This window comes from Bradyrhizobium sp. LjRoot220, assembly GCF_964252915.1.
Lineage (GTDB): Bacteria > Pseudomonadota > Alphaproteobacteria > Rhizobiales > Xanthobacteraceae > Bradyrhizobium.
The window spans coordinates 51,872-77,170 of sequence record NZ_CAXUPS020000012.1 but is presented as its reverse complement, the minus strand read 5'-3'; the positions used below and the strand labels follow the sequence as shown (position 1 = coordinate 77,170).

At 61.0% G+C, this 25,299-nt stretch carries 21 protein-coding genes and 1 tRNA gene; 5 read left to right on the top strand and 17 right to left on the bottom strand.

Annotated elements, in window-relative coordinates; translation table 11 throughout:
• Positions 1-60: 60 nt before the first annotated feature.
• The 7 genes from ACSQ84_RS32685 to ACSQ84_RS32655 form a co-directional block, all read right to left on the bottom strand.
• On the bottom strand, positions 61-714 hold the full coding sequence (locus ACSQ84_RS32685) for a flavin reductase family protein (RefSeq protein ID WP_436215857.1): 654 nt from the start codon (positions 712-714) through the stop codon (positions 61-63).
• Between the two features lie 138 nt (positions 715-852).
• The gene (locus tag ACSQ84_RS32680) at positions 853-1,866 is read right to left on the bottom strand and encodes an NAD(P)H-dependent flavin oxidoreductase (RefSeq protein WP_436215856.1); all 1,014 of its coding nucleotides are present in this window, start codon (positions 1,864-1,866) and stop codon (positions 853-855) included.
• A 45-nt stretch (positions 1,867-1,911) separates the two neighbouring features.
• Positions 1,912-3,099: an acetyl-CoA C-acyltransferase gene (locus ACSQ84_RS32675; protein WP_436215855.1), complete on the bottom strand. Its 1,188-nt coding sequence runs from the start codon at positions 3,097-3,099 to the stop codon at positions 1,912-1,914.
• Positions 3,100-3,150: 51 nt separating this feature from the next.
• Positions 3,151-4,281 (bottom strand): acyl-CoA dehydrogenase family protein, encoded by a 1,131-nt coding sequence (locus tag ACSQ84_RS32670; protein ID WP_436215854.1) that lies wholly within the window; start codon positions 4,279-4,281, stop codon positions 3,151-3,153.
• Between the two features lie 21 nt (positions 4,282-4,302).
• The gene (locus ACSQ84_RS32665; protein ID WP_436215853.1) at positions 4,303-5,484 is read right to left on the bottom strand and encodes an acyl-CoA dehydrogenase family protein; all 1,182 of its coding nucleotides are present in this window, start codon (positions 5,482-5,484) and stop codon (positions 4,303-4,305) included.
• A gap of 15 nt (positions 5,485-5,499) precedes the next feature.
• Positions 5,500-6,237 (bottom strand): SDR family oxidoreductase, encoded by a 738-nt coding sequence (locus ACSQ84_RS32660; protein WP_436215852.1) that lies wholly within the window; start codon positions 6,235-6,237, stop codon positions 5,500-5,502.
• A gap of 17 nt (positions 6,238-6,254) precedes the next feature.
• The gene (locus ACSQ84_RS32655; protein ID WP_436215851.1) at positions 6,255-7,814 is read right to left on the bottom strand and encodes a class I adenylate-forming enzyme family protein; all 1,560 of its coding nucleotides are present in this window, start codon (positions 7,812-7,814) and stop codon (positions 6,255-6,257) included.
• Between the two features lie 286 nt (positions 7,815-8,100).
• On the opposite strand from ACSQ84_RS32655, the gene ACSQ84_RS32650 reads away from it, so the two are divergent.
• Both ACSQ84_RS32650 and ACSQ84_RS32645 read left to right on the top strand, forming a co-directional pair.
• Positions 8,101-8,844, top strand: coding sequence for an SDR family NAD(P)-dependent oxidoreductase (locus ACSQ84_RS32650; RefSeq protein ID WP_436215850.1), 744 nt, complete (start codon positions 8,101-8,103; stop codon positions 8,842-8,844).
• Between the two features lies 1 nt (position 8,845).
• Complete coding sequence (locus ACSQ84_RS32645) at positions 8,846-9,523, top strand: glutathione S-transferase family protein (RefSeq protein ID WP_436215849.1); 678 nt, start codon at positions 8,846-8,848, stop codon at positions 9,521-9,523.
• Positions 9,524-9,556: 33 nt separating this feature from the next.
• Here the strand turns inward: ACSQ84_RS32645 and ACSQ84_RS32640 are convergent, their stop codons facing one another.
• Positions 9,557-10,756, bottom strand: coding sequence for a CaiB/BaiF CoA transferase family protein (locus ACSQ84_RS32640; RefSeq protein WP_436215848.1), 1,200 nt, complete (start codon positions 10,754-10,756; stop codon positions 9,557-9,559).
• A gap of 97 nt (positions 10,757-10,853) precedes the next feature.
• Positions 10,854-11,486 (bottom strand): 2-hydroxychromene-2-carboxylate isomerase, encoded by a 633-nt coding sequence (locus tag ACSQ84_RS32635; RefSeq protein WP_436215847.1) that lies wholly within the window; start codon positions 11,484-11,486, stop codon positions 10,854-10,856.
• Positions 11,487-11,727: 241 nt separating this feature from the next.
• Here ACSQ84_RS32635 and ACSQ84_RS32630 point away from each other — a divergent pair, with 241 nt between their 5' ends.
• The gene (locus ACSQ84_RS32630) at positions 11,728-12,240 is read left to right on the top strand and encodes a winged helix-turn-helix transcriptional regulator (RefSeq protein WP_436215920.1); all 513 of its coding nucleotides are present in this window, start codon (positions 11,728-11,730) and stop codon (positions 12,238-12,240) included.
• Between the two features lie 108 nt (positions 12,241-12,348).
• Here ACSQ84_RS32630 and ACSQ84_RS32625 read toward each other — a convergent pair whose 3' ends face one another.
• From ACSQ84_RS32625 to ACSQ84_RS32610, 4 genes are all read right to left on the bottom strand, one after another.
• A complete protein-coding gene (locus ACSQ84_RS32625; protein WP_436215846.1) occupies positions 12,349-14,151 on the bottom strand; it encodes an AMP-binding protein in 1,803 nt (600 codons plus the stop codon).
• Positions 14,152-14,333: 182 nt separating this feature from the next.
• On the bottom strand, positions 14,334-15,533 hold the full coding sequence (locus ACSQ84_RS32620) for an ABC transporter substrate-binding protein (RefSeq protein WP_436215919.1): 1,200 nt from the start codon (positions 15,531-15,533) through the stop codon (positions 14,334-14,336).
• 493 nt (positions 15,534-16,026) lie between these two features.
• Positions 16,027-16,524, bottom strand: a complete 498-nt coding sequence (locus ACSQ84_RS32615) for a hypothetical protein (RefSeq protein WP_436215845.1) — start codon at positions 16,522-16,524, stop codon at positions 16,027-16,029.
• 229 nt (positions 16,525-16,753) lie between these two features.
• Positions 16,754-16,843: transfer RNA gene (locus ACSQ84_RS32610), tRNA-Ser, on the bottom strand.
• Between the two features lie 194 nt (positions 16,844-17,037).
• Between ACSQ84_RS32610 and ACSQ84_RS32605 the strand changes: the two genes are divergently transcribed.
• Positions 17,038-17,382, top strand: a complete 345-nt coding sequence (locus ACSQ84_RS32605) for a hypothetical protein (protein ID WP_436215844.1) — start codon at positions 17,038-17,040, stop codon at positions 17,380-17,382.
• Positions 17,383-17,404: 22 nt separating this feature from the next.
• Here the strand turns inward: ACSQ84_RS32605 and ACSQ84_RS32600 are convergent, their stop codons facing one another.
• The 3 genes from ACSQ84_RS32600 to ACSQ84_RS32590 form a co-directional block, all read right to left on the bottom strand.
• Positions 17,405-18,868, bottom strand: coding sequence for a trehalose-6-phosphate synthase (locus tag ACSQ84_RS32600; RefSeq protein ID WP_436215843.1), 1,464 nt, complete (start codon positions 18,866-18,868; stop codon positions 17,405-17,407).
• A 225-nt stretch (positions 18,869-19,093) separates the two neighbouring features.
• Complete coding sequence (gene otsB, locus ACSQ84_RS32595; RefSeq protein ID WP_436215842.1) at positions 19,094-19,930, bottom strand: trehalose-phosphatase; 837 nt, start codon at positions 19,928-19,930, stop codon at positions 19,094-19,096.
• A 7-nt stretch (positions 19,931-19,937) separates the two neighbouring features.
• A complete protein-coding gene (locus tag ACSQ84_RS32590) occupies positions 19,938-21,431 on the bottom strand; it encodes an MFS transporter (RefSeq protein ID WP_436215841.1) in 1,494 nt (497 codons plus the stop codon).
• A 205-nt stretch (positions 21,432-21,636) separates the two neighbouring features.
• Here ACSQ84_RS32590 and ACSQ84_RS32585 point away from each other — a divergent pair, with 205 nt between their 5' ends.
• Positions 21,637-21,990, top strand: a complete 354-nt coding sequence (locus ACSQ84_RS32585; RefSeq protein ID WP_436215840.1) for a DUF3175 domain-containing protein — start codon at positions 21,637-21,639, stop codon at positions 21,988-21,990.
• Positions 21,991-22,939: 949 nt separating this feature from the next.
• Here ACSQ84_RS32585 and ACSQ84_RS32580 read toward each other — a convergent pair.
• Positions 22,940-24,910, bottom strand: a complete 1,971-nt coding sequence (locus ACSQ84_RS32580; RefSeq protein WP_436215918.1) for a methyl-accepting chemotaxis protein — start codon at positions 24,908-24,910, stop codon at positions 22,940-22,942.
• Positions 24,911-25,299 lie beyond the last annotated feature (389 nt).

Here is a 25,299-nt window from a genome sequence, read left to right as displayed (position 1 = left end):
GGGAGAGGCGCAGTCTACGCCCGCCGTTTTCACACGCCGGGTCATCGGTCGTTCCGCTGATCAGCTACCGTGAAATTCCGGTTTGCTGCTGCCAGCCGGACGCTTCATCTCGAACATGTTCTCCGTCCTGACCTCGAGGTAATCCCCACCACGGCCGGCGCGCAGTATGGGGCGCGCAAGTGCAGTGTTGTAAACGCCGTCCTCGATCAAGGACTTATCGATGTATACGGCGACGACCTCGCCGAGGACGAACCACCCTTCGACCTTCTCACCGCGCGCATTCGCCAGCTGAGAAACCTCCGTGACCTTGCATTCCATCGCGGCCCTGCTCTCGCCTACCCGCGGCACAGCCACATGGCGCCCGGGTATTGGCGTCAGGCCTGCTGTCTCGAACTCGCTGACGCCGTGATCGAGGGGTGCCGCTGTCTTGTTCATGCGCTCGCCCAGATCCATCGTGACCAGATTCCAGACGAACTCACGGGTCTCGCTGACGTTCTTGACGGTGTCCTTCCACGAAATTGAGGAGAATCCGATGATCGGGGGGTCGTAAAGGAACGCATTGAAGAAGCTGTATGGGGCCAGATTCAGTTGACCGGCCGCATTCCGCGACGAAATCCAGCCAATCGGCCGCGGCGCGACAATCGCGTTGAACGGATTATGCCTGAGTCCATGTCCCTTCGAGGGCTCGTAGTAGTGGAAGTCAGCCAAATCCATGAATTCCCCTCGCCCTGAGGCTGCCGGACGCATTGATCGTCGCCAGTCGAGCTTGATCAACAACAATCAAACGCCCATGACTATGCGTAGGCATAGCCCTCGTCAGCACATCCGACAGCTACATATCGGTCAGAACGCTCACGCGATCGCGCGGGCGGCGGTCGGCCTCTGCTTCGCATCATCGAGGAAGCCGGTCAGGCGCTGGCGGATGATGCGTTCGGCGTCCGCCATGATCCGATCGATCAGTTCCTTTACCGTCGGAATGTCGCGAATCAGGCCCGCGACCATGCCGCAACTCCAGGCGCCGGCGTCCATATCGCCGTCGATCATCACCTTGGGATAGACGCCCGCCACCTGATCGTGGATGTCTTCGATCTTGAGTTGCTTGCCTTTTGCTCGTTCGATCTCGAGCAGATGCTCGACGCCTTTGTTGTTCAATACGCGCTCGGTATTCCGCAGCCCGCGCATGACCAGACGGGTGTCGAGTTCCGATGCCTTGACCAGGGCATCCTTGACGTTCTGGTGTACCGGCGCTTCTTTGGTGGCGATAAAACGCGTTCCCATGTTCATGCCGGCGGCGCCCATCGCCAGCGCCGCGACCAGGCTTCGCGCATCTGCCATGCCGCCGGAGGCAACGAACGGTATCGACAGTTCCTCAGCCGCGCGCGGCAGCAGGATCATGTTGGGCATGTCGTCTTCGCCGGGATGGCCGCCGCATTCGAAGCCGTCGACGCTGACGGCGTCGCAGCCGATCTGCTCGGCCTTCAGCGAGTGGCGAACTGAGGTGCATTTGTGGATCACCTTGATGCCACCCGCCTTCAAGGCCGGCATATACTGCTCGGGGCTGCGACCCGCGGTTTCAACGACCTTGATCCCGCCCTCCCTGATGGCTGCGATGTATTCCGGATAGGGCGGCGCGCTGAAGGTCGGCAGGAACGTCAGGTTCACGCCGAACGGCTTGTCCGTCATGTCCCGGCAGCGCGCGATCTCCTTGGCCAATAATTCTGGCGTCCGCTGCGTCAAGCCCGTGATGAGGCCGAGCCCGCCGGCGTTCGACACCGCGGCCGCGAGTTCGGCAAACCCCACATAGTGCATTCCGCCCTGGATGATCGGATGTTCGATACCGAACATCTCAGTGATTGCAGTCTTCACGCGTGCCTCCGATGTGGTTTCACAGATATCCCGGCCTGTTGTTCGTCAGTGGACGATTTCGAGCAAGCCCGCGGCGCCCATGCCGCCGCCAATACACATGGTAACAACAGCATACTTGGCCTTGCGCCGGCGCCCCTCGATCAGGGCGTGGCCGGTCAGCCGCGCCCCGGTCATGCCGTAGGGATGTCCGACTGCGATCGAGCCGCCATTGACGTTGAGCTTTTCCGGGTCGATCCCGAGCTTGTCGCGGCAATGGATCACTTGCACCGCGAATGCCTCGTTCAATTCCCAGAGACCGATGTCGTCGATCTTGAGTCCGTGACGCTTGAGCAGCCGGGGCACGGCGTACACCGGCCCCACTCCCATCTCGTCCGGCTCGCAGCCCGCCGCGACAAACCCGCGGAAAATCCCGAGCGGTTTTAGTCCCTTCTGCGCCGCCAGCTTGTCGCTCATGATGACGACGGCACTGGCGCCGTCGGAGAGCTGGCTCGCATTGCCACCCGTAATGGTGAAGCCCGGCCCCTTGGCCGGCTTGACGCCTGCGAGGCCCTCAGCGGTGGTATCGGGACGTGGCCCCTCGTCGGCCGACAGCGTCACTTGCTGATACGACACGGCACTCGTCGCCTTGTCCGTCACGGCCATCGTGGTCTTGATCGGCGCGAGTTCATCGTTGAAGCGGCCCGCCTGCTGCGCTGCCGCCGTCCGGCGCTGGCTCTCCAGGCTATATTCATCCTGTCGTTCGCGCGAAATGTCGTAGCGCTTGGCCACGATCTCGGCGGTATCCAGCATCGCGATGTAGGCGTCTCCTTTCATCGCGAGCAGTTCAGGATCGACGGCATGAAAATTGTTCATCTGGTTGTTTTGGACCAGGCTGATGGATTCGCCGCCGCCGCCAATGGCGACCTCCACGCCATCGAAAATCACGGACCGCGCAGCCAGGGCAATCGCCTGAAGGCCGGACGCGCATTGCCGGTCGATGGTGGTTCCGGCCACGCTCACCGGAAGTCCGGCGCGCAGCAGCGCCTTGCGTGCAATGTTCATCCCTGTAGTGCCCTGTTGCATGGCACAACCCATCACGACATCCTCGACTTCGGCGCCCTCGATCCTGGCGCGTGACAGCGCCGAGGAGATCGCATGCCCTAATAGGGTGGCGCCCTCGGTATGGTTGAGCGCGCCTTTGTATGCCTTGCCGATCGGGGTGCGGGCGGTCGAGACGATAACAGCTTCAGTCATAGCTATACCTTTGGTTGGATAAGACAGTCGGATTACCGCCTCGGACGGCAGTCAGCCTTGCTGGGCGTATCGCATCAGATGATAGGCAGGATCGCCAAACTGGATATTGATGGAGTTTATCCGCTTGAAATAATGCCCGACGTTCAGTTCGTCGCTCATCCCCATGCCGCCATGTAGCTGCACGGCCTGCTCGGCGACGAAGCGCGCGGCGGTGCCGACCTTCGACTTCGCACCCGATGCCAGCTTCGATCCATTTGCCTCCCGCGCTGCAAGGCTGAGGCTCAAATGTTGTGTGAGCGAGATCGACTCTTCGAGCGCAATGAACATGTCGACCATGCGGTGCTGCAAAACCTGAAACGTCCCGAGGGCGACCCCGAACTGCTTGCGCGCTTTGCTGTATTCAAGCGTCGCCGAATTCAGCACTGACATCGCGCCGACTGCTTCCGCGCAGAGTGCGGCGATGGCGCGATCGCGGGTCGCCTCCAGGGCCACCACGCCCTCGCCCTCGCTGCCTAGCAGCTGGCTGGCCGGCACCTCGACATTCATCAGCGTGAGTTCGGCGGCGCGCCGGCCGTCGACGGTCTTGAAGCTCTGCAGGTGGAGATTGGCTGCATGGCGATCCACGACAAACAGACTCACACCGTCGCGATCGCGTTGTCCGCCCGACGTGCGCGCCGAGACGATCAGCTTGTCAGCCCACGGCGCACCGACCACGGCAGCTTTGGTTCCGCTCAGAACAAATTTGTCCCCCTGGCGTCGCGCGGTGGTGGTGACGTTGTTGAAATCATAGCGTGACCGCCCCTCCGCCCAGGCCAGCGCCCATATTGCATCGCCCTCCATGATATCAGGCAGGGATGCTTCGCGCTGCTCGGCCGAGCCGACGTCCTCGATCAGACCGCCGGCGAGGACAACCGTCTCGAAATAGGGTTCGACGACGAGGTTGCGGCCAAACTCCTGCATCACAATCATCGTCGCAAGCGCGCCGCCGCCAAGGCCGCCGGAGCTTTCCTGGAACGGCGCCGCGCAGAGCCCGAGTTCGGCAAAGGATTTCCAGTGCTTGCGGCTCCAGCCTTCATCGGTCGCAACGATCTTGCGGCGCTCGTCAAAATCATATTGCTCGCGCAGGAATCGTTGAATGCTGGAGCGGAGCAATTCCTGTTCTTCCGTCAACTGGATATCCATCCGATGCCTCGTGCGATGTGGTCAGAGACCAAGGACCGCTTTTGCGATGATGTTGCGCTGGATTTCATTCGATCCCCCGTAAATGCTTAGTTTTCGGGAGTTCAAATACTTCTCGGTCGCGGTGTGCCCGTACTCCGGCCCCGGCATGAAGCGGTTGGCGCTCACCGGGTGCTCGCGGATCGCCAGGCCGTAGTTGCCGATTGCCTGGTGCGTCAGATCCGTGATGCGCTGGAATATCTCGGTGCCCCTGATCTTGAACAGCGACGCGGCCGGACCCGGGTCGATGCCGCGCGACATCTGCGCGACGATTCGCAGTTCGGTCGCCTCCAGCGCGAGCACATCGAGTTCAACGCGTGCAATCTCCCTGATGAACTCTCCGAACGCCGGATCGTCTTCACCGACTTCGGTTCTCACGATCTGCTTGAGACGCGTGAGATACCGCGTCGACCGGCCGATCCCGGCCATGCTGGTCCGCTCGTTCCCCAGCAGGAATTTTGCGTAGGTCCAGCCCTTGTTTTCCTCGCCGATCAAATTTTCCGCGGGAACGCGCACGTCCTCCAGGAACACGTCATTGACTTCGTGGGAGCCGTCGATGGTGATGATGGGTCGCACGGTGACGCCGGGCGATTTCATGTCGATCAGCAGGAAGGAGATGCCGGCCTGGGCCTTTGCCGAAGGATCGGTCCGCACCAGGCAGAAGATCCAGTCGGCATGTTGGGCCAACGTCGTCCAGGTCTTGTGGCCGTTGACGATGTAGTGATCCCCGTCGCGCACCGCCTTGGTGCGGACCGATGCGAGATCGGAGCCGGAGCCCGGCTCCGAATAGCCCTGGCACCACCAATCCTCGCCGGAGAGAATCCGCGGCAGAAACCTTTGCTTCTGCGTGTCGTTGCCGAATGTATAGATGACCGGGCCGACCATGGTCACGCTGAATGCGAGTGGCGGCAGTGTCCCGGTGCGTGAGGTCTCCTGTTCAAAGATGAAGCGCTGCGTGATCGACCAGCCCGGCCCGCCGCACTCCTTGGGCCAGAGCGGCGCGATCCATCCCTTCTGGTGCAGGATACGGTGCCAGAGCAGCATCTGCTCCTTGGAAAGGTCGGTTTCCGGATTGGGAACGCGCATTTCCGCCGGATAGTTCTCCGCGATGAAGGCGCGCACCTCGTCTCGAAATGCAGCCTCCTCACTGGAAAGATTGAGCTCCATTGTGCGAGACCCCCGCTACCACTTCTCGCCAAACGGACGGATCTCCAGTTCAAACGTCCAGGCGCTTTTGGGCTGCTGATAGAGCAGCCAGTAGGACTCCGCGACCGACGACGGTGGCATGAGCAGATCGGGATCATCCAGGGCGTTCGGACCAAGTGCCTCAATTCGCCGCTGCCGCACCCATTCAGTGTCGACCCCGGAGTCGATGATGAGATGCGCGACGTGGATATTCTTGGGCCCCAACTCGCGCGCGGTCGCCTGTGCAACGGCCCGTAGACCGAACTTCGCGCTGGCGAAGGCCGCATATCCCGACCCACCGCGAAGACTCGCTGTCGCGCCGGTGAAGAAGATGTTGCCTTTGCCGCGGGGCAGCATCAGGCGAGCCGCCTCGCGGCCGGCGAGGAAGCCGGAATAGCAGGCCATTTCCCAGACCTTGCGGAACACGCGTTCGGTTGTATCCAGGATCGGAAAGTTGACGTTGGCGCCGATGTTGAAGATGCAGACTTCCAGTGGCGCGTGCTTGTCGGCGTCGCCAAGGAAGGAGATGATCTCCTCTTCCTTGCGCGCATCGAGCGAGCGCGCGTGAATTTCACCGCCGGCCTTCTCGATTTCCTTGACCAGCGGCTCAAGCTTGGCGCCGTTGCGGCGTCCGGCGAACACCGTGAAGCCCTCGGAGGTGAACTTCTTGGCGATCTCGCCGCCTATGTAGTCCCCGGCGCCGATCACGGCCACGGTTGCGTTTCTCTTCTGCAAGGGTGTTCTCCCGGTAATTAGACAGTTGTCTGCGAGAATTCGGCCGTCCGCGCTGCAGGGGTTCCGCCACCTTCGGTGCGCGACGACTCCACGAGTTTGTGCTTGAGTATCTTGCCCGTTGAGGTGGCCGGCAAGGCATCAAGGATGATGATTTCGGACGGGCGCTTGTATGAGGTGAGCTGAAATCGGATGTAACTCATCAGATCCTCCGGCGTCGCCTGCGATCCCGGTAGCAGTTGCACAAAGCCGACAATCTCTTCGTTGCCGTCGACGGCACGGCCGACCACGGCGCATTGTACAACGTCCTTGTGTGAACTAAGGACCGCTTCGACCTCGGCGGGATAGACGTTGAAGCCCGAACGGATAATCATTTCCTTGGTGCGGCCGACAATGTACAGGCAGTCGCCATCGAAACGCGCCAGATCTCCGGTATTGAACCAGCCCTCGCTGTCGATGACTTTTGCGGTCAGCTCGGCGGCACGATAATAGCCGAGCATCACGTTGCGCCCGCGGACATGCAGTTCTCCGATCTCACCCCTTGCCGTCGGAATGCCGTCGAGTGTTCTGACCCGCGCCTCTACTCCCGGCAGCACAGTGCCAACCGCCTGGTCGGCGCGCGGCGCATCGAGGCGTACGCCCGAAATCCCCGGCGAACATTCGGTGATCCCGTAGCCGTTGAGAAGCGGCAAACCAAACTCTTTCTCGACACGCGATTTGAGATTGAGGTCGAGCGGCGCGCCGGCCACCGCAATCAAGCGTAGCGAGCCCGGATTGAGCTGTTTCAGGCCCGATACGTTCTTGTATTCCAGAAGGCGTTGATAGGTGGCAGGCACGCCATTGAGGATGGTTATGCCCTCCTCCGCGATCGCCGCGGCGGCCGCGGCTGGATCGTACTTGCTGACCATGCGCACCGTGCCGCCGACCATGAGCGTCATGATCAGGAGCGAGATGCCGACGATATGCGAGATCGGCAAGACGAGATAGATCTTGTCGTCCTCATTCATTTTGCGGATGTAGGCGGTGGTCTTTGCGCTGATCAGCAGGTTGTCATGCGAGAGCATCACCCCCTTCGGGGTCCCGGTTGTTCCCGAGGTATAGATCAGCACCGCGACTTGTTTCGCCGGCTCGGCCTCCACCGGCTCGACGGTTGCGCTTTCGTTAAGCGGGCCAACGCCAATCTCCCGCAGTGCGCCTATTTTCCTACTCTTCGCGCCATTGCGCGACGCATGCGCCTCGGCTTCCTTCGAAATGCCTGACGTGAAAAACATCCGGCGGGCGCCGCTATGGTCGCGGATCTGGTCCAGTTCACGTGCGGACAATCGCGGGTTGGCGACGATGGCCCACGCGTCAAGCCGACTCGTCGCCAGCAGCAAGGCAGCGAGCGCGATACAGTTTTCACTGACAATGATCATCCGGTCGCCCGGCCTGATCCCCAGCGACGAGAGGACGGCGGCGATCTCGGTAACGCGTTGCTGCAGATCGCGGTAGCTCCAGGATGCGCCGTTTTCGACCAATGCAATCCGCTCGGGAGCATTGGCAACCTGTCTTGCCGTAACCTCATGGATGCGGCTCGGCAAGCCGGCAGCAATCTCGTCGAGATGGATCGTCTCAGAAAGCTCCGCCACGACTGACCCTCCCATCAACGATCGCCCGCTCGCGTAATGCGGGATGCTTGGTCGACCCTACCGTTCTTTTTTAGAACTCGTCAATCACTAAATCACCGCTTCGGCTTCACGAAGTCGGAAGGGGCAACCAAGCTGCCCTATTATAGCGCGACGAATTGCTGAGGGTCGTCGTTTACAAGGGATCATCCGATCGGTAGTGTAAAAGTATCAAATAGGAACTTATTGGGGGAGAAACGGAATGACGGCGAACCGCGGCGTAGCAATATTGGTGGGCGCGGGCGATGCCATTGGGGCGGCGGTCGCGCGGCGTTTTGCCAAGGGCGGCTATACGGTTTGCATTTGCAGGCGTGACGCGTCCAAGTCGCAGGGGCTTGTGGCCGAACTGAGGGATGCCGGACATAACATTCACGCGTTCAGCGTCGATGCCCGCCAGGAAGCAGAGGTCCAGGGTATATTCGCACGGATCGAGAAAGAGTTCGGACCTATCGAGGTCTGCCTCTTCAACGCGGGATCGAACGTCAACAAGCCATTGCTGGAGACAACCGAGAAGCTGTTCTTCAAGGCCTGGGAATTGGCCTGCTACGGCGGCTTCCTGGTCGGACGTGAAGCTGCCCGCGTCATGCTGCCGCGCGGACACGGCACCATCTTCTTTACGGGTGCGACGGCCAGTGTGCGTGGCGGCCAGGGGTTTGCGGCGTTTTCATCAGCAAAGTTCGGACTTCGGGCCGTGGCCCAGGCGATGGCGCGCGAACTCGGACCAAAGAACATTCACGTCGTGCATCTCCTGATCGACGCCGGCGTCGACAGCGAGGCTATTCACCAGCGTATGAAAGCGGCGAAGGGGATCGAGGCAAGCGCAATTCCCCCGGATAGCCTGACCAAGACGTCTTCCATTGCTGACGCCTACTGGTTCACCCACCAGCAAAGCAGGGATGGCTGGACCCACGAGCTCGATCTGCGTCCGTCCGTGGAGAAGTGGTAACATGAACGCGATACCAAACCTGACCCTGTGGGGCGTCGGGACAAGCCGCACCATTCGTCCGCATTGGGCCATGCACGAACTGGGCCTGGCCTACGAGACAAGGCCGATCGGGCCGCGAACGGGCGAGACCAAGACCGCTGAATACACCAGACTCAATCCGCGCCAGAAGATTCCGCTGCTTCAGGACGGCGACTTCTGCATCGGTGAGAGCGCTGCGATCGTTGCCTACCTGTCGCGAATGTACTCCACGGCGGAGCGCTCGCTGGTTCCTGAAAGCACCCGAGAATATGCCGCGTGGCTGGAATGGTGTTTCTTTATCGTCGCGGAGCTGGATTCAACCAGCCTTTACGTCATGCGCCGACATCGGGCCGATGCACTCGGTCCGATCTACGGCATTGCGCCCGAGGTCGTTGCCCAGGCCGGCGAGTATTTCCGCCAGCAGTTGCGCCATGTCGAAGTCGCGCTCGCAGACGGCCGGCAATTCCTGATGGGCGACCGGTTTACCAGCGCTGACATCCTGCTCACGACCTGCCTTGAGTGGGCCGTCGCCTATGGCGTCGGCATCTGCGACAACGCGCAGCCCTATCTCGAACGGATCAAGCAACGGGAGGCCTTTCAGCGAGCCGTCGCGGCAAATGCCCCGTTAGTACCGATCACGCCGGTCGCGGCGAAACTTTAGAAGCCGCACGCCACTCGTGCAGGGAATTCGAGGTCAGATCGCCACGCGGACGCTGCGCTCGGCGACCATCCTGTCGATCGCGCCGTCGTCATAACCCAACTCGCGCAACACGTCGCGCGAGTGCTCGCCAACACGGGGGGCAGGCCCGCCGATCGCGGCCTCATTGACCGCAAATCGGGCCGCTGGCTTCGGCTGCCGCACCCGACCGACCTTCGGCTGGTCGAACTCCGCGATGATGCCGCGCGCGATTACCTGTTCGTTGTGGATGATTTCGCCTCGGCGCAGGATCGGCGCGCAGGGCACGTCGGCAACGTCGAGGCGCTCCAGCCATTCGGCTGTGGTGCGCTGGCCGATGTATTCCGCCATCTTGTTGATGCGGGCCGTGGCGTTGACCGAGCGCGCGCCCGGAGTCGCAAAGCGGGGATCGTTGGCAAGCTCGGGATCGCCGGAGGCCCGGCAAAACCCCTGCCATTCGGAATCCGAGATGGTACCGGCCGTGATGTAGCCGTCGCTGGTCTTGAACACGAGATCCGGTCGGTCGTTGGGGTCGGCGGCGGCGGCCTCGGCTCCCACCACCGTGTACTGCATCATGCCTTCCGGCCACAGGTATGAAATCATCGCATCCAGCATCGCGACCTGGATGTGATCGCCCTGCCCGGTCTTTTCGCGTGCGTAGAGCGCCGCTGCCACTGCCTGCGCGGTGAACACCGCGGTGGTCTTGTCGCATACGATGGTGCGGATCATCTGCGGACGGTTCGTGACCGGCTGCGACTGGATATCGGCAAAGCCCGACAGCGCCTGAATGATCGGATCATAGACCCGCTTCTTCACATACGGGCCGGTCTCGCCGACGCCGCTGATCGAAACATAGATCAAGCGCGGATGGCGCTGGCGCAACTCATCGACGCCAAGACCAAGGCGCTCCATCGTGCCGGGGCGGAAATTCTGCACCAGGACGTCGGCCTGCGCGACCAGCTTGGCGAGAACCTCGCGGCCGGCCGCGCTCTTGACGTCGATCGACAGGGAGCGCTTGCCGCGGTTCGAAGAGATAAAAAGCGCAGAGAACTCGCCATCCTTGTCAATGGTAGCGCGGCTGCGCCGCGTAATATCGCCGCCAATCGGCTCGATCTTCAGAACGTCGGCCCCCTGATCCGCCAGAAACATGGTGGCGTAAGGACCCGACACCACGCCTGTCAAATCCAGGACCCGAACTCCGCTAAGTGGGCCAGGCATGGGCATTCTCCCTGAGTTTATTTCGTTATGGGGCCGACTGAGTGTTTCTCATGCAGGCCCGGAAATCGGCCGGGCGCTGCAAGCCTGAATTCCCACCTTAGGCCGTTTTCGAGACCAGCTGACTGGTCTGTTCGACGATCGACTCCTCGACGTCACGGAGCTGGTCCTTGCCGAAGAACATTTCCTTTCCAACGAAGAAAGTTGGCGAGCCGAATGCTCCGCGGTTGACCGCGTCGGTGGTCCGATCGATCAATCCCTTCTTGACGTCATCCTGCTGCGCACGCGCAATCAGCCGGTCGATATCGATGCCTGAGGAGGTGAATGCGTTCCGGAAGGTTTCGAGGTCGTCCATCTTCTTGGGCTCTTCCCACATATGATGGTAGGCAGCACGGAAGTAGGGTTCGAACACGCCTTCGAATTGGGCGGCGACGGCGCCGCGCATCAGCATCAGCGTGTTGACCGGAAAGAAGGGATTTTGACGGAATTTCGTGATGTTGTGCCGGCGGATGAAGCGCTGGGTCTCGAGCGCCTGGTATTCCGGCTTGTTCTTGATTCCGCGCAGCGAGTCGAACGGTGACATGTTGCCGGTCCCCTTGAAGATGCCGCCGAGCAGAACCGGGACATACTCGAATTTCACGCCGGTGCGCCATTCTATTCCCGGAAGGACCAGTTCCGCCAGATAGGCGTTCGGGCTGCCGAAATCGAACAGGAATTCAACTTTCAGGGGCATGTCAGCTCCTCCCGTAGAGCGAATGAATCGTCAGGTCTGGTGATCCGCTAAGCCGTACTCCGGCTTCAATTCGTTCTTACAGTTCTAAAATTGAACTGTCAAATCCATGCCGAATTCCGCTGGTTTGAGCTGCTCACCGGGGTATTGTTTCGAATTTAGTACCTATCTAGAATGGTCTGAGCGGCTTGCAGTTCCCTGGATGATTCGAGTGGAGCGGGCGCCGGACGACCGGAGACCAGGAATGAAATGGGATGAACTTGAGGACGAGCCATGTTCGATGGCTCGAACCATCGGCGTGATTGGCGACCGTTGGACGCTGCTGATCCTGCGCGAATGCTTTCTGCGTACGCGCCGCTTCGAGGGTTTTCAGTCAGCGCTTGGAATCACGCGCCACTTGCTTGCCGAACGCTTGAAGAAGCTGGTTCGGCTGGGCGTGCTGCGCCGCATTCCATATCAGGAGTCGCCCAAACGGCATGAATATATTCTCACCCAGAAAGGACTCGATCTCTATCCAATCATGATGGCCATCGTGCACTGGGGTGACACCCACATGGTCGACGAACGCGGGCGGCCGCTGCTGCACCAGCACCGCAAATGCGGCAAGGACTTCGATCCGGTCATGGTGTGCTCCGAATGCGGTGAGCCGCTTTCGGCCAAGGAGGTTCATACTCACCCCGGCCCCGGCGCGCGAAGCACCCCGGCCATCAAGGTGCCGGAGAAGCCCAAGGCAAAGCCGCGCCGCAGCGCTGCGTGAGGTGGCCCGCTCTCGCGACCCATCGAAGTTCTCGCTAAGCTTCGGCGCAAGCCCTCCCGCCGGCACCGAATGGCGAACACCAGACGTTCGTCACCACGAAACGCCGCCTCAGACCCAAATCACATCTTGATTTGGGTCCTTCCGGTAGAGACGTTCGACTTGTTCAGAGCGATGTTTCAGCACAGCGCGTTGGTTGACATAGGCCTTGTCGGTGATTTCTCCTGCGGCCAATGATGGCGGGTCCTTCAGCAGGGCGAACGAGTAGATTCCTTCGCTGCTTCCAACGGTTTCATTGTACTCCTGAAAACGATTTTTCAGGAACTGAACCACGAGAGGGTCGCAGGTCAAATCCGACGCTGGCGTCTTCGAGATCCGCGCTGCCTCGGTAGGATTCAACCAGCAGAGCAGCGCGCACGATTCACGACTTTCTCCCGCGACGACAATGTCCAGCAATACGCCGCTCGTAGCGGCCAAAATCGCCGAGCGCATATTCCCGATCGAAACCCATGTGCCGTTCGCGAGTTTGAAGTTCTCGGAAATTCTGCCTGTAAAGCGCAGCCCACGCTCCGGCTTCTCAGGATCCAGAAACGAGACGGTATCGCCGATGCGATAGAACCCTTCCTCATCGAAAGCCGTCTCCGTCAAATCCGGCCTTCCGAGATAACCTGGCGTAACATTGGGTCCCTTGACCCTTGCTTCGTAAGTATCGGCAACAGGGATCAGCTTTAGCTGCAGACCCGGCGCGGGAAGACCAATCTCTCCCGGCTGGTCGGTCGCCCAATGGGTCGTACTGATGGTCGGGGCCGTTTCGGTGGTGCCGTAGCCCGACATCACCGGAATTCGCCGGCCGGTGATCGACAACGTCAGCCGATAGAGCTTTTCAAGGGTGGTTTGCGAAATTGCAGCCCCGGCATAACTCAATCGGTCCATCCGCCTGAACACGCTGGCGCCAAGATCGAAGTCGTTATCGATCGCGTCACACAAGAGATTATAGCCGGCAGGTACGTTGAACATCGCGGTGGGCGAGATCTCCTTGAGATTCGCGACCGTCTTGTGGAAGAGCTGAGGCAGCGGCCGTCCATCGTCGATATAGAGCGTCCCGCCATTTTTGAGGATGCTGTGAAGAATAACGTTACTGCCCATTGTATGGTGCCAGGGCAGCCACTCGACCTGCACCGGCGCTTCCGGAGGAGACACCAGCAGGCTCCCCATTTGCAGGGAGCTCGCCATCATGCGGTGGGTGTTGAGCACGCCTTTGGGAAAACCGGTCGAACCGGATGTGAAGAGAATCTTTGCGACAGCGTCGCAAGAAACCGCACGTGAAGCATCCGCGAATCCTTCGCTGCCCGTTCGGGATGTCAGCGCGCCGAAAGGCACGGTATCCGGCGCTCCATCGACACTGACCCAGGTTGCGGCTGCCAGCTCGGGAATCGCGCGCCCCGCGGAAAAGTCGCGCCCGCTCTGGACGAACACGAAATTCGGGCGCAGCGCTTCCGCGATATCCTTGAGACGAGCCAAGCCACCGGGCATCAGCGTGTAGTTTGGCGATATTGGCGCCAGGATTACGCCTATAGACATCGCGGCAAACGAGATCACAGCGTTCTCGATGGAGTTTCCTGAGAGTATCGCCAGCTTATCAGCCGGCTTTGCGCCCATCTCGATCAGGCTTTGGCCGACCGCCTGAACCTGCGACCATGCCTCGCGATAGGTGATCTCGTCCCATCCCCCCTTCGCATTGCGCTGCGCAAGAAAAACTCTATCAGGGACAGAATTTGCCCAGGTCGGGAGGAAGTCCGTGATGCGCCAGTCACACTTGCCCAATTCAAGGGGCGAGCTCAGCACGAGCGTGCCGTCGGTTCGACGCTCGATGGAAAGCTCCCTTGCTGCAAACTTCAGTGCCTTCGTCGACATCGAAAAGATCTCCTGAATTGTCGGGATGAGCCGATCGAGCAAGCTACTTGCGCTTGGCCTCATGCCCATCGCGGCTGGGCCGTCAGCCTGGACAGCGCGCGCTGTCAGTTGGCTACGGGCCAGACCGGTCGGCAGTTCGCATCAACGCGCAAGCTGCCGCACCAGTCGCTGCCCGTGCGAGGTCACTCGGACTTGGCGTCCAGCACCTCCCCAAAGGTTCGCCAACTGGTGCCGGTCCATCGCTGCAGCCGCATTTGCGTCCAGATCATGTTCTCGGTTTCGCTTGTATTGACCTTGATGCCAGGCAGCGTGGTTGGAACGACGAAATCCCTGAGGTTTTTGGCCTGCGCAAGAATGTTTTTCCGGGACAGATCATTGCCGCATTGCTTGAGAATCTGCTCGAGCAGGACGCCTTGCTGATAGCCAGTGAGATAGCTGCCGTTGGTAATGTCGGCGCCCGGCAGATACTTTTCAAAGAATACCCTGAAGGCCTGCATGCCCGGATCATCCTTCCACGCCGAATCCAGAATGTCCTTGTTGGTCGTGCCGACGATCACGCCGACCGATTTGTCGAGACCGGCCGGTGCGAGCGTGCCTCCGACCGAGCCGGATGGGAAATTGATGATGACGGTCGCCTTCCAGCCGATTACCGAAGCTTGCCGGATGGCCTGCGCGGCGAACTTCGGTGTGCCGGCGATCACGAGGGCGTCCGCACCAGAGCTCTTCAGGTTGACCACCTGCGAATCGACCGTCGGTTCAGTGACCTCGTAGGAAGAAGTCACGACCTTGCGGTCGAAATCCTTGCCGAGAAACGCCTTGAAGGCGTTGACGTAGTCTTTGCCGAGGTCGTCGTTCTGATAGAGGATGGCATATTTCGCGTTTGGCAGTGCCTTCGTCAGATACTTGGCGTAGATCTTTCCTTCGGTGTCGTAGCTGACGAGACCTGTCGTGGTCAGCGGGTAACTGGCGACGTCGGTGAATTTGGATGACCCGCTGATAATGGCGATGCTGGGCACCCCTTTCGACCGCAGGTATTTTGCCGTAGCCGAAATGCCGGGAGTGCCAAGCTGACCGAACATGAACGACACTTCGTCGCTCTCAACGAGCTTGCGAACGTGCTCCACCGCCTTGGGAGGGCTGTAGGCGTCGTCGTATGCGATGTAGTTGATCTTGCGGCCGTTAATACCGCCACGATCGTTGACCGACTGAATATAGGCCATAACCCCCTTGCCCACGAGACCGATCGATGATGCCGGCCCGCTAAAGGGGAAAACGCCGCCGATCTTGATCTCCGTCGCCGAAATTCCAGGCTCTTCGGCCGCGAATGCGGGCCCGCTCAAAAGTACTGCGAGAGCCACCACGGCCTTCCATTTCATCGACATTTTGTCCTCTCCTCCCAAACGCGATGCGCCCTTGTGGGCACGCGGTTCTGTTTTTGCTGTGCCGCCGCTACCGTTCCGTGCGAACCCGCATCGGGTGGTAGTTCGGTGAGTTGGTCCCAGCGCCTTCCAGCGCTGCAACCGGCACATCGCGGCCGTTGCGATCGGTCATCTTATCTAGAGATACAGTTCTTTTTTAGAACTAGTCAAGCGGCAATCGTTCTCCGGCCAGCGAACGACAAGCCCGCTGACGCATTCGCAAGGCACGAATTCAACTGATACGACTGTTGCGCTCAAGCCAGCAGCTCGCGGAGCCGCGGGCGCTCGTGCCCTGAACCCGCCAGGAAAGTGACGTGGCAGTTCTACCGCTCAGTGGCCCCGTTCTATCGAATCTATGGCTAGGGGATTCGAGCGATCGTTGGAGGCTTTGCCGCACGACCGCCTCGTCTCGTGTGAGTAAATGCTCGCGAGACCAGTTTCAGTGGCCTTGGGGCAATCAACAAACGAGGGTTCGGCGCCGAGCCCGGGCCAGACGGCAGGAAAACGTTCTATTTTGAAACTCTAGTAGCGTCGACTGCTGGGTTACCCTTTTTCCGGCGGCGACGGTTTGTGAAGATGCTAGCTCCAGGGAGCTATCACACGAACAAGTAGTCGCTGGATGCAGGGATGCGGCGTTGCTGAAAGTGATCACCTCGTGTGACGCGCCACCGTTGTAGTCGATCTGCCAATGGGTAGCGTCGATATTCGTGAGCGTCGCACCGGAACCGTAGCCGACGAACCACAGGGAATCGCCGGATGCGCCCAGGCCATCGAAGTCGACGATCGTATCGCCGTTCGCCTCGCCAAAATTGAACACGAAGGTGTCATTCCCGCCGTTGCCGCTTAATATGTCCGCTCCCGCTCCGCCGTTGATGATGTTGGCGGCGCCGTTGCCGGTGAGGCTGTTGTTCAGTGGATTGCCGGTGCCGTTGATCGCCGCCGCCCCGCTCAGCACCAGGTTCTCGACATTGGCCGCAAGCGTGTGGGTGCCGAGCCACCGCTGCGTGCCGTCCTTCCGGTACCGGTAGCTCCAGTTCTTCGAGGTGGCGCGACAATCAGGTGGAGCCCATCACCGTCAGGGTATGCCCGGCCGAGTTTCGCGTTCGACGTCAAGCGCCTTTGTCGCGCCACTCGTTGTCTTTGCAGCTGATTCGAACGATCGGATACAGAGGAGAACTGAGTGATGGCGGAGAGAGTGGGATTCGAACCCACGGTACGGTTTCCCGCACACACGCTTTCCAAGCGTGCGCCTTAAGCCACTCGGCCATCTCTCCGGAGGCCCTCTCTTGAAGGGGCGGGACGCTTTTTGCAAGGGACGCCGGGCGCGCTCGCCGAACTTTCCCCAATCGATTGAAATTATTGGATAATTTGTCGCTTATGTCGGCTGAAGCGATGCGGGCAGGTTGGGCCTTGAACCGGAATCAGGCTAGCGCCGACGACCATAGGGCAACCAGGGGCGGAGAACGATATGACCATCACCCAAGCGCTTTCGCTTTCCAGCCTGATCGCGGCGCTCAGCTTGGGCACCGCCGCCCCGGCCATGGCGCAATCCTGCACCCGTCAGGGCGTCGATGTGAGCTGCGATGACGGACGGCGCGGCGTCCTCGCCGGCGACACGATCATCTGGGCCGACGGCTCGCGATCGAGCCTGACCTCGCCGCATCCGAGCGTCATCATCGGCAACAAATCGTCCGTCATCGTCGGAAAAGGCGTGTTCGTCGGCAAGGGTAACGGCGTCGTGCCGATGGAAAATCCGAGCGATCCGCGCAGGGCACGCTGCCCGGTGCTGGATGGCGTGGCGTATTGTTACTGAACCGAGACCCTGGCGCTTCCCCTTAGTGATGATACCGCGCGCCATTGTTGACGGAGCGCAGCGGCCACCGGGTCGGCGTGTCAGCAATGGAGGGTCCCAAAGGGCCTCTATCGAGCTGGCTGTCCTGCAGCGCGTCGATGAAATCGGCAAACCATTGCTGGATCGTGCCGCCGCGCAGCTTGACCATCATCGCTTCCCAACGCATCCGGCGCTCGGCCACCGGCATTGCAAGCGCGGTCGCGATGGTGCGGGCCATCCCGTCGACATCGTGCGGGTTGACCAGCAATGCCGTTTCGAGCTCGTTGGCGGCACCGGCGAATTTCGACAGCACCAGCACGCCGGGATCGGCCGGGTTCTGGGCTGCGACATATTCCTTGGCGACGAGATTCATGCCGTCCTGCAGCGGCGTCACCACGCCGACCTGCGCGGTGCGGTAAAGGCCCGCGAGCACAGCCTGGCCAAAACCCTTGTTGAGATAGCGGATTGGCGTCCAGTCGACTTCACCATGGACACCGTTGACGTCGCTGACGAGCTTGGCGACCTCGCTCTGCAGATTGCCATAGGCTTCGATCGCGCCGCGCGACGGCGTCGCGATCTGCAACAGCGACACGGTGCGCAACAGCTGCGGATGCAAGGACCACATCCGGTCGAACGCCTTGATGCGGTTGATCAGGCCCTTCGAATAATCCAGCCGGTCGACGCCTATCGCCAGCTTCTCGCCGTTCAGGCTGCGCCGCAGCCGCGACACGTCGGGATGCGTCATGGCCTTGGCGGCCGCTTGGGCGAATTTCCGCGGATCGATGCCGATCGGAAATACCGCGGCGCGCGTCCGGCCAAACCGGGAGACGACGACGCCATCCTGCACGGCGAGCCCGAGATCGGACTGCGCGTATGACAGGAAATTCTCGCAATCCTCTTCGGTCTGGAAACCGATCAGGTCATAGGCCAGCATCGCCTCGATCAGATCGCGATGATGCGGCACGCCGCCGATCACGGCGCGCGCGGGCCACGGCGTATGCAGGAAGAAACCGATCGGCTGCGTGACGCCGAGGTCGCGCAGCTCCGCACCGAGCGCGAGAAAATGATAGTCCTGAATCCAGAACGCGGAGTCCGGCTTTTTGAAGCGCAGCAAGGCGCGCGCCATGAAGGCGTTCACTTCGCGATAGCTGAGGTAATCCTCCTGGGAGGCGCGAATCAGATCGGCGCGGGAATGCAGCGCCGGCCACAGCGCCGAGTTCGCAAAGCCCTCGTAATAACCCCCGTAGTGCGCCGCCGGCAGATCGAGCATTGCCAGCGCGCCCGCCCCCAAGGCTTCGATTTCGGCGAAAGGCTCCTTCAGGTTCCCGTCGCGGACCCGGCCACTGGAGCCAACCCAAATCGCGCCGGATTTCTCGACAACCGGCAATAACGCCGCGGCCAGACCCCCGGTCATGGGTTCGTTGGGCTTGCCGCGCGCAACGCGGTTCGAGACGACAACGAGATTCACCAGGTCCCCTCCTGTTGCTGCACCGGCGAATTAACAACCATTCATCAATATGGTTCCTCGCCAACGTTTCAACGAATTGAAACCAAATTCGGGCTGTTTGCGAGGGAACTCACCAGAACTCACGAAAAAGAAAATTTTTCGCGAGGTGCGGCGTGATGCGAGAGGGAACTGTGTTCGAAAGCCGGCGGCGTTGAAAAATAAAACGCCGATAAAATCAACCGCCGATTATGGCACCGGCGCATCCCTTTCGTCGTCGAGCAGATGCGCGAGAAATTCGCGAACATCACTCGGCGCATCGAAATGTCCGGCTACGCCCTTGGCGCGGCGGCCGACCGAGAATGCGAGACCATCGTAGTCCGGCATAATGCCAAACACCGTTTCGTCGGTGACGTCGTCGCCGATAAAGAGCGGACGGCGGCCCTTGAACGGTTCACGCGTCATCAGCTCGCGCACACCGGTCGCCTTGGTGAAGCCGGAATGCTTGATCTCGCAGACGCATTTTCCCGGCAGCACCTCGATCGGCGCGTTCGGCAGGTCGGCCCTGATCAGCGACACCGCAGCATAGATCGCCTTCTCGGCATGCGGTGCAAGGCGATAATGCAGCGCCAGCGAATAGCCCTTGTCCTCCAGCAGTATTCCCGGGCTGAGCTTGGCAATCGCCGCAAGGCGGCGCTTCAATTCCTTGTCCATCGGCGGCGCATGAGCGGCAACCGCTTCGCTTTCGGGATCGATCCGCATCTCCGCGCCATGGCCGCCGACGATCGGAAATTGCTCCGGCGCGAAGATTAAATCGATATCGTTGAGCGAGCGGCCGCTGACGAGTGCAAGCGCGCCGTTGGTGCGAGCCAACAGCCGGTTCAGCGTCTTCGCCAGTCCCGGCGGTACCCAGACCTCGCGCGGCGTCGGCATCAGTTCGAGCAGCGTGCCGTCGATGTCGAGCAAAATGGCGGTTTCGCTCAAGTGCGGCACCAGCGAGCGCGGCACCGGAACGGTTTCCAGCGCACCTTCCTCGTCGATAACGATATCATCTTCCAATGGCATTTCGGCCAGATCCTGATTCATGTCCATCCTACTCCACAAAGGCTAGCGGTCGTGCGACAGTTTCGAGCGACTTGCGCTCGGCGGCGACGGCGTAACGCCACGCCACGGCTGCCGCAATGACCATCAATGCCGACCCCAACAGGTAGCCGGCGAAGACACTCGTGCGCGATCCCGTATCGATCAACGCGCCAAACAAAGCGGGCCCGATTACGCCGCCAATTCCGGTGCCGATCGCATAAAACAGCGCGATCGCCAGCGCGCGCACTTCCAGCGGGAACGTCTCGCTGACGGTGAGATACGCCGCGCTCGCCGCCGGCGAGGCAAAGAAGAAAATCACCATCCAGGCGATGGTCTGCGTCTGCGCGGTCAGGACGCCGATCGAGAACAGGTAGCCGGTCAGCGCCAGCAGCACGCCCGACACGCCATAGGTCAGCGTGATCATCTTGCGGCGGCCCAGCGTATCGAACAACCGGCCCAGCAGCAGCGGGCCGAGGAAATTGCCCGCCGCGAACGGAAGGATGTACCAGCCGACGTGATTGGCCGGGATGCCGAAGAAGTCGGTCAGTATCAGCGCGAAGGTGAAGAAGATCGCGTTGTAGAAGAACGCCTGCGCCGCCATCAGCACCAGACCGACCATCGAACGCTGGCGATAGACCGTGAACAAGGTGTGCGCGACCTCGCGCAGCGGCGTATGGCTGCGCATCCGCAATCTGACTTTCGGAAACGCTGGTTGCGGCTGATCCTGCACATGCCGCCTGGCCGATTTCTCGATCTCGTCGACGATCGCGTGCGCCTCGTCGGGACGGCCATGGATCATCAGCCAGCGCGGGCTTTCCGGAATCCACATCCGCATCACGAAAACGATGAGGCCGAGCCCGGCGCCCGTGAGATAGGCGAGCCGCCAGCCGAGATCGGGCCCGATCAGCGCCGGATCGAGCAGCACGATCGCGCTGACAGCGCCGATCGCGGCCCCGATCCAGAAGCTGCCGTTGATCACCAGATCAGTCCAGCCGCGATAGCGCGCCGGCACCAGTTCCTGGATCGTCGAATTGATCGCGGTGTATTCGCCGCCGATCCCCGCACCGGTCAGGAATCTAAAGAGCGCGTAGCTTCCGACGCTCCATGAAAACGCCGTTGCCGCGGTCGCCGTGAGATAGACCGCAAGCGTGATGAAGAACAGTTTCTTGCGGCCGATTCGGTCCGTCAGCCAGCCAAAGCCGATCGCACCCAGCACGGCGCCGGCGAGATAGGCGCTATTGGCCAATCCGACATCGAAATTCGAAAACTGAAGCGTCGGGCTTTCCTTCAGCGCGCCGGACAACGCGCCGGCCAGCGTGACTTCCAGTCCATCCAGAATCCAGGTGATCCCGAGTGCCAGCACGACGCGGGTATGAAATCCGCTCCAGCGCAAATCATCGAGCCGTGCCGGGATGGAAGTTTCGATGACGCGATCATTATCCTGCCGGACCGGCGAGGCGGGATCGTTCGCTGCCGAACCGTCTCGTATCAGCTGCACACCCATGAGAATTGAACCAACAACAAAGCGCCTCGGAACACCCCGCCCAAAGGAGATTTGGTGGGTATTGGAGGTTCTTTGGTCCGAATTGCGGCAAACAGGATGCCCGCCACGCAACGACAACGCCCCCGCCACGTCATGGTTCCTGCAATGCGGCATGGGAACTGATGCGATTTGCTGCAGTTTATGCAGCTAAACCATGGAGTTGACGATGACCGAGCGTCGAAAATCAGCAACGCGCAAATCAGCCCGCAACACCCCGGCGCGGCGAAAGGGCAGCACCGCGAAAACATCGCCCAAGCGCTGGTCGCAGCGCGTCACGCAGCAAAGCGATGCGCTCGACCTCGAAGCTGGCGTATTCAAGCAGACCAGCGCGAAGAAAATCGCAGCCTCCCTCAAACGGTCCGCGGAGCGAAGCTCGCGTCGCAAGACCGGCGCCTATCGCTCCGCGCTCTCGATGCTGACCTTCTACATCAACCGCGCCGGCAAGAATTTGCCGAAAGCCCAGGTCGACCGGCTGCAACGCGCAAAGACGGAATTGAAGCATCAGTTTGGACGCGAGTAGTCTCAGTTCCGGATGGGTGGAGCGAAGCGATACCCATCAATGCCGGTATGCGTGGTGATGGGTATCGCTTCGCTCCACCCATCCTTCGCACCTTCTTCTTTCCAATCCGTCATCCTGAGGTGCGCGCTCTTGCGCGCCTCGAAGGACGACGGCCCGTCCGTGGCCGATTCATCCTTCGAGGCTCGCCAGTGGTGCAAGTGCACCGCTACGCTCACACCTCAGGATGACGGAAACACACCTGCGCATTCTCGCGGCTCATTGCGCCCGAGCTTTTGCTGGAAGCTTCCCGCCCTCTCATAAGAGGGCGCAGGGAAGACCGGGTGCGCGCTGCACCCGCGGTCTCGTGTGCGATTGTGCAACAAGAGTGTGCACACGAGCATACAGGGCAGCGGTGAACACCCGGCCTTCCCTGCGCAATGGCTTTACGGCTTATAACGTGCTCTCCCCGGAGAACGGCTCTTTTGCCTCCGTTGCGCCCTGAAAACTATTGCCTCCAGGTGCATTGACGCCAGCACCGCGGCGTCAGGACCACACGTCTTCGCCGTACGCGATCCGCCACGGTCGTCTCCGTGACTTCAGCGTCCACCGCAACCCGTCCAACGTCCGTGACGACGGCCGACGCCCTTCTGAGTAGGCCGGGATGGCCAAGGATATACCCCTGATTTGGTTTCTGTAAAAGAGAAATATTTTTTAGTTTGGGGGTTGACATGAATTCTGTAAACCAGAACTGATTTGCCCGTCGGGTTGATTTGTCGCAGTCAGCGATGATGTTCGCCATTGCGCGCACGCGACTCAAGGGGGAAGCATCCTATCTATCGTCGTCCCTGCGAACGCAGGGTCCCTACGCCGCGGCCCATCGGTTGGACGACGTGGCAAACGTCCTCCGCAAACAATCGACATCGCTGGCTATGGGTCCCTGCGTTCGCAGGGACGACGGTGGAGTGTCGGTTTAAGCCGCGCGGATATTCGCCATGAAGCGGTCGAGTTCTTCGCGCAGCCGCGTGCTTTCGCTCGACAGCGTGCGCGCCGAATGCAGCACCTCTTCCGAAGCTGACCCGGTCTCGGTCGCGCCGCGGTTGACTTGCATGATGCTGGCGGCGGCTTCCTCGGTGCCTTGCGCGACGTTCTGGACGCTGCGCGCGATTTCCTGGGTCGCCGAGCTCTGCTGCGAGACCGCATCCGCAATCGTCGTGGCGATGTCGGAGATCTTGCCGATGGTGCCGCCGATCTCCTTGATCGCCGCGACCGATTCCTGGGTCGCGCCCTGCATGCCCGAGATGTGATTGGAGATCTCGTCGGTCGCCTTCGCGGTCTGGCTGGCGAGCGATTTGACCTCGGAGGCGACGACGGCAAAGCCGCGGCCGGCATCGCCGGCGCGGGCGGCCTCGATGGTCGCGTTCAGCGCCAGCAGATTGGTCTGCTCGGCAATCGCCGTGATCAGCTTGACCACATCACCGATATCCTGCGCGGCGCGCGAGAGCTTGCCGATACGGCTGTCGGTCTGTTCGGCCTGGCGCACGGCGGCTTCGGCAATCTGGCTGGATTCCTTGACGCGGCGGCCGATCTCGTCGACGGAGGCCGAAAGCTCCTCGGTCGCGGACGCCACCGATTGCATGTTGCTGGAGGCTTGCTCCGAAGCGCCGGCCACCTGGCTCGACAGGCTCTGGGTGGTTTCCGCCGTTCGCGTCAGCGTTCCCGCCGATGCTTCCAGCTGCACGGCCGACGCCGAGACGTTGGAGACGATGGCGCCCACCGCGGTTTCGAATTCGTCGGCAAAGCGAATCAGTTCGGCGCGGCGCGCCGCACTGCTCGCCTTGTTCTGCGCCTCTTGCGTGGCGGCGTCGCGTTCCGCCTTGGCGATCGCCTGAACCTTGAATTCCTCGACCGCGCTGGCCATCTCGCCGAGCTCGTCCTTGCGCCCGAGACCAGGCAGCACGACGTCGAAATTGCCGGCGGCGAGTTCACGCATCGCACTGCACATCTTGGCAATGGGGCGGGATATGCCCTTGCCGAGGAAGAACGCCCAGACGCAGCCGAGCAGGAAACCGCCGGCGGCCAGGATCAGGATCAGACGCTCGGTCTCGCCGATGGTCGAATCCGACTCCGATTCAAGCCGCGTCTGGTCGGCCAGCAGGCTGGACTTCATCGCGGCAGCGCCCTTGCTGATCGCGGTGACTGAATCCGTCATGTCGAGCGTCAGATCGTCGATTTCCTTGGCGTTGTGAATCAGCTTGGCAAGCGCCTCCCGATAGGCTTCCAGAAGCCCGGCAACCTCCTTGAGGTCAGCGACGACCTTTTCATTCGTCGAGGAAATCGACTTCAGCGAGTTCTCGACGAATTTCAGCCGCGCCAACGCGCTGGCGGCCACCGCCTTGTCGGCATTGATGACGAACGTATTGACCAGTGCGGTGACGGCCTGAAACTGCTCGAAGACTTTCTTCGCACCGAGGGTGATGACCGGCTGCTCGGCCTCGTCGGCGTTGCTCGGGAGATCGTCGACCTTGTAGTGCAGCGACATACCGCTGCGCGTGAGCTGGTTCTGGGTGATCCGCGCGCTCTCGTCCTTGACCTTGACGATTTCGGCAAAGATCTTGGCAAAGGCGCGGAATTCCCGCTCCAGCTTGGCGAGTTGCTCGAGCCGGCTCGGATCGGTGGTGCCCTTCATCGAGGCAATAATGGCTTCCTTCAGTTTGGCTTCGGCCGCCAGAGCCGCCTTGCCGTCCTCTTCCTTGGCTGTGACCACGAAATAGCGGGCGAGCGAGCTATAGGAGATCAGCTCGCGGTCGATGTCGCGCGCCAGATCGGCCTCCCGCACGCTGCGCCGATAGGCATCCACGCCTCCGGAGACGTGCTCAAATCCCATAAAGGCAATGCCCATGCTGGCCGCCGAGATGGCCAGCGTCACGGCAAAGCCAAGCATGATCTTGGCGCGGAATCGAAAAGTTGGGAGTTTGATCGAAAACAAGCCCGTACGTTTCTTAAATCCCACCTCAAGCCCCCCGTTTTCATTCTGAAAACCCGGATCGGGTGCCACCCGCCCCCGATCCAGTGCGCAAAACTAAGGCACAATGGATAAGGGTGGGTAAATTCCGGCCGTATTCCCTCTAAGTTGCAGGGCCGGAAGCGTGCTTTTTTGGGTCGATGCTTGGGGGCTGGTCGGTCGACCCGGATATGATGCGGTGCGGGGTGGACGAGACCTCAGCCCGACCATTTGCCTTCCACCGAATGCGACGGTTTGGCGGCACTCGCCACCAAGCCGCCGGGGGACCGCTCAAGAATCGGTTGGCCGACGGCGCGCGCGCCGCGAGG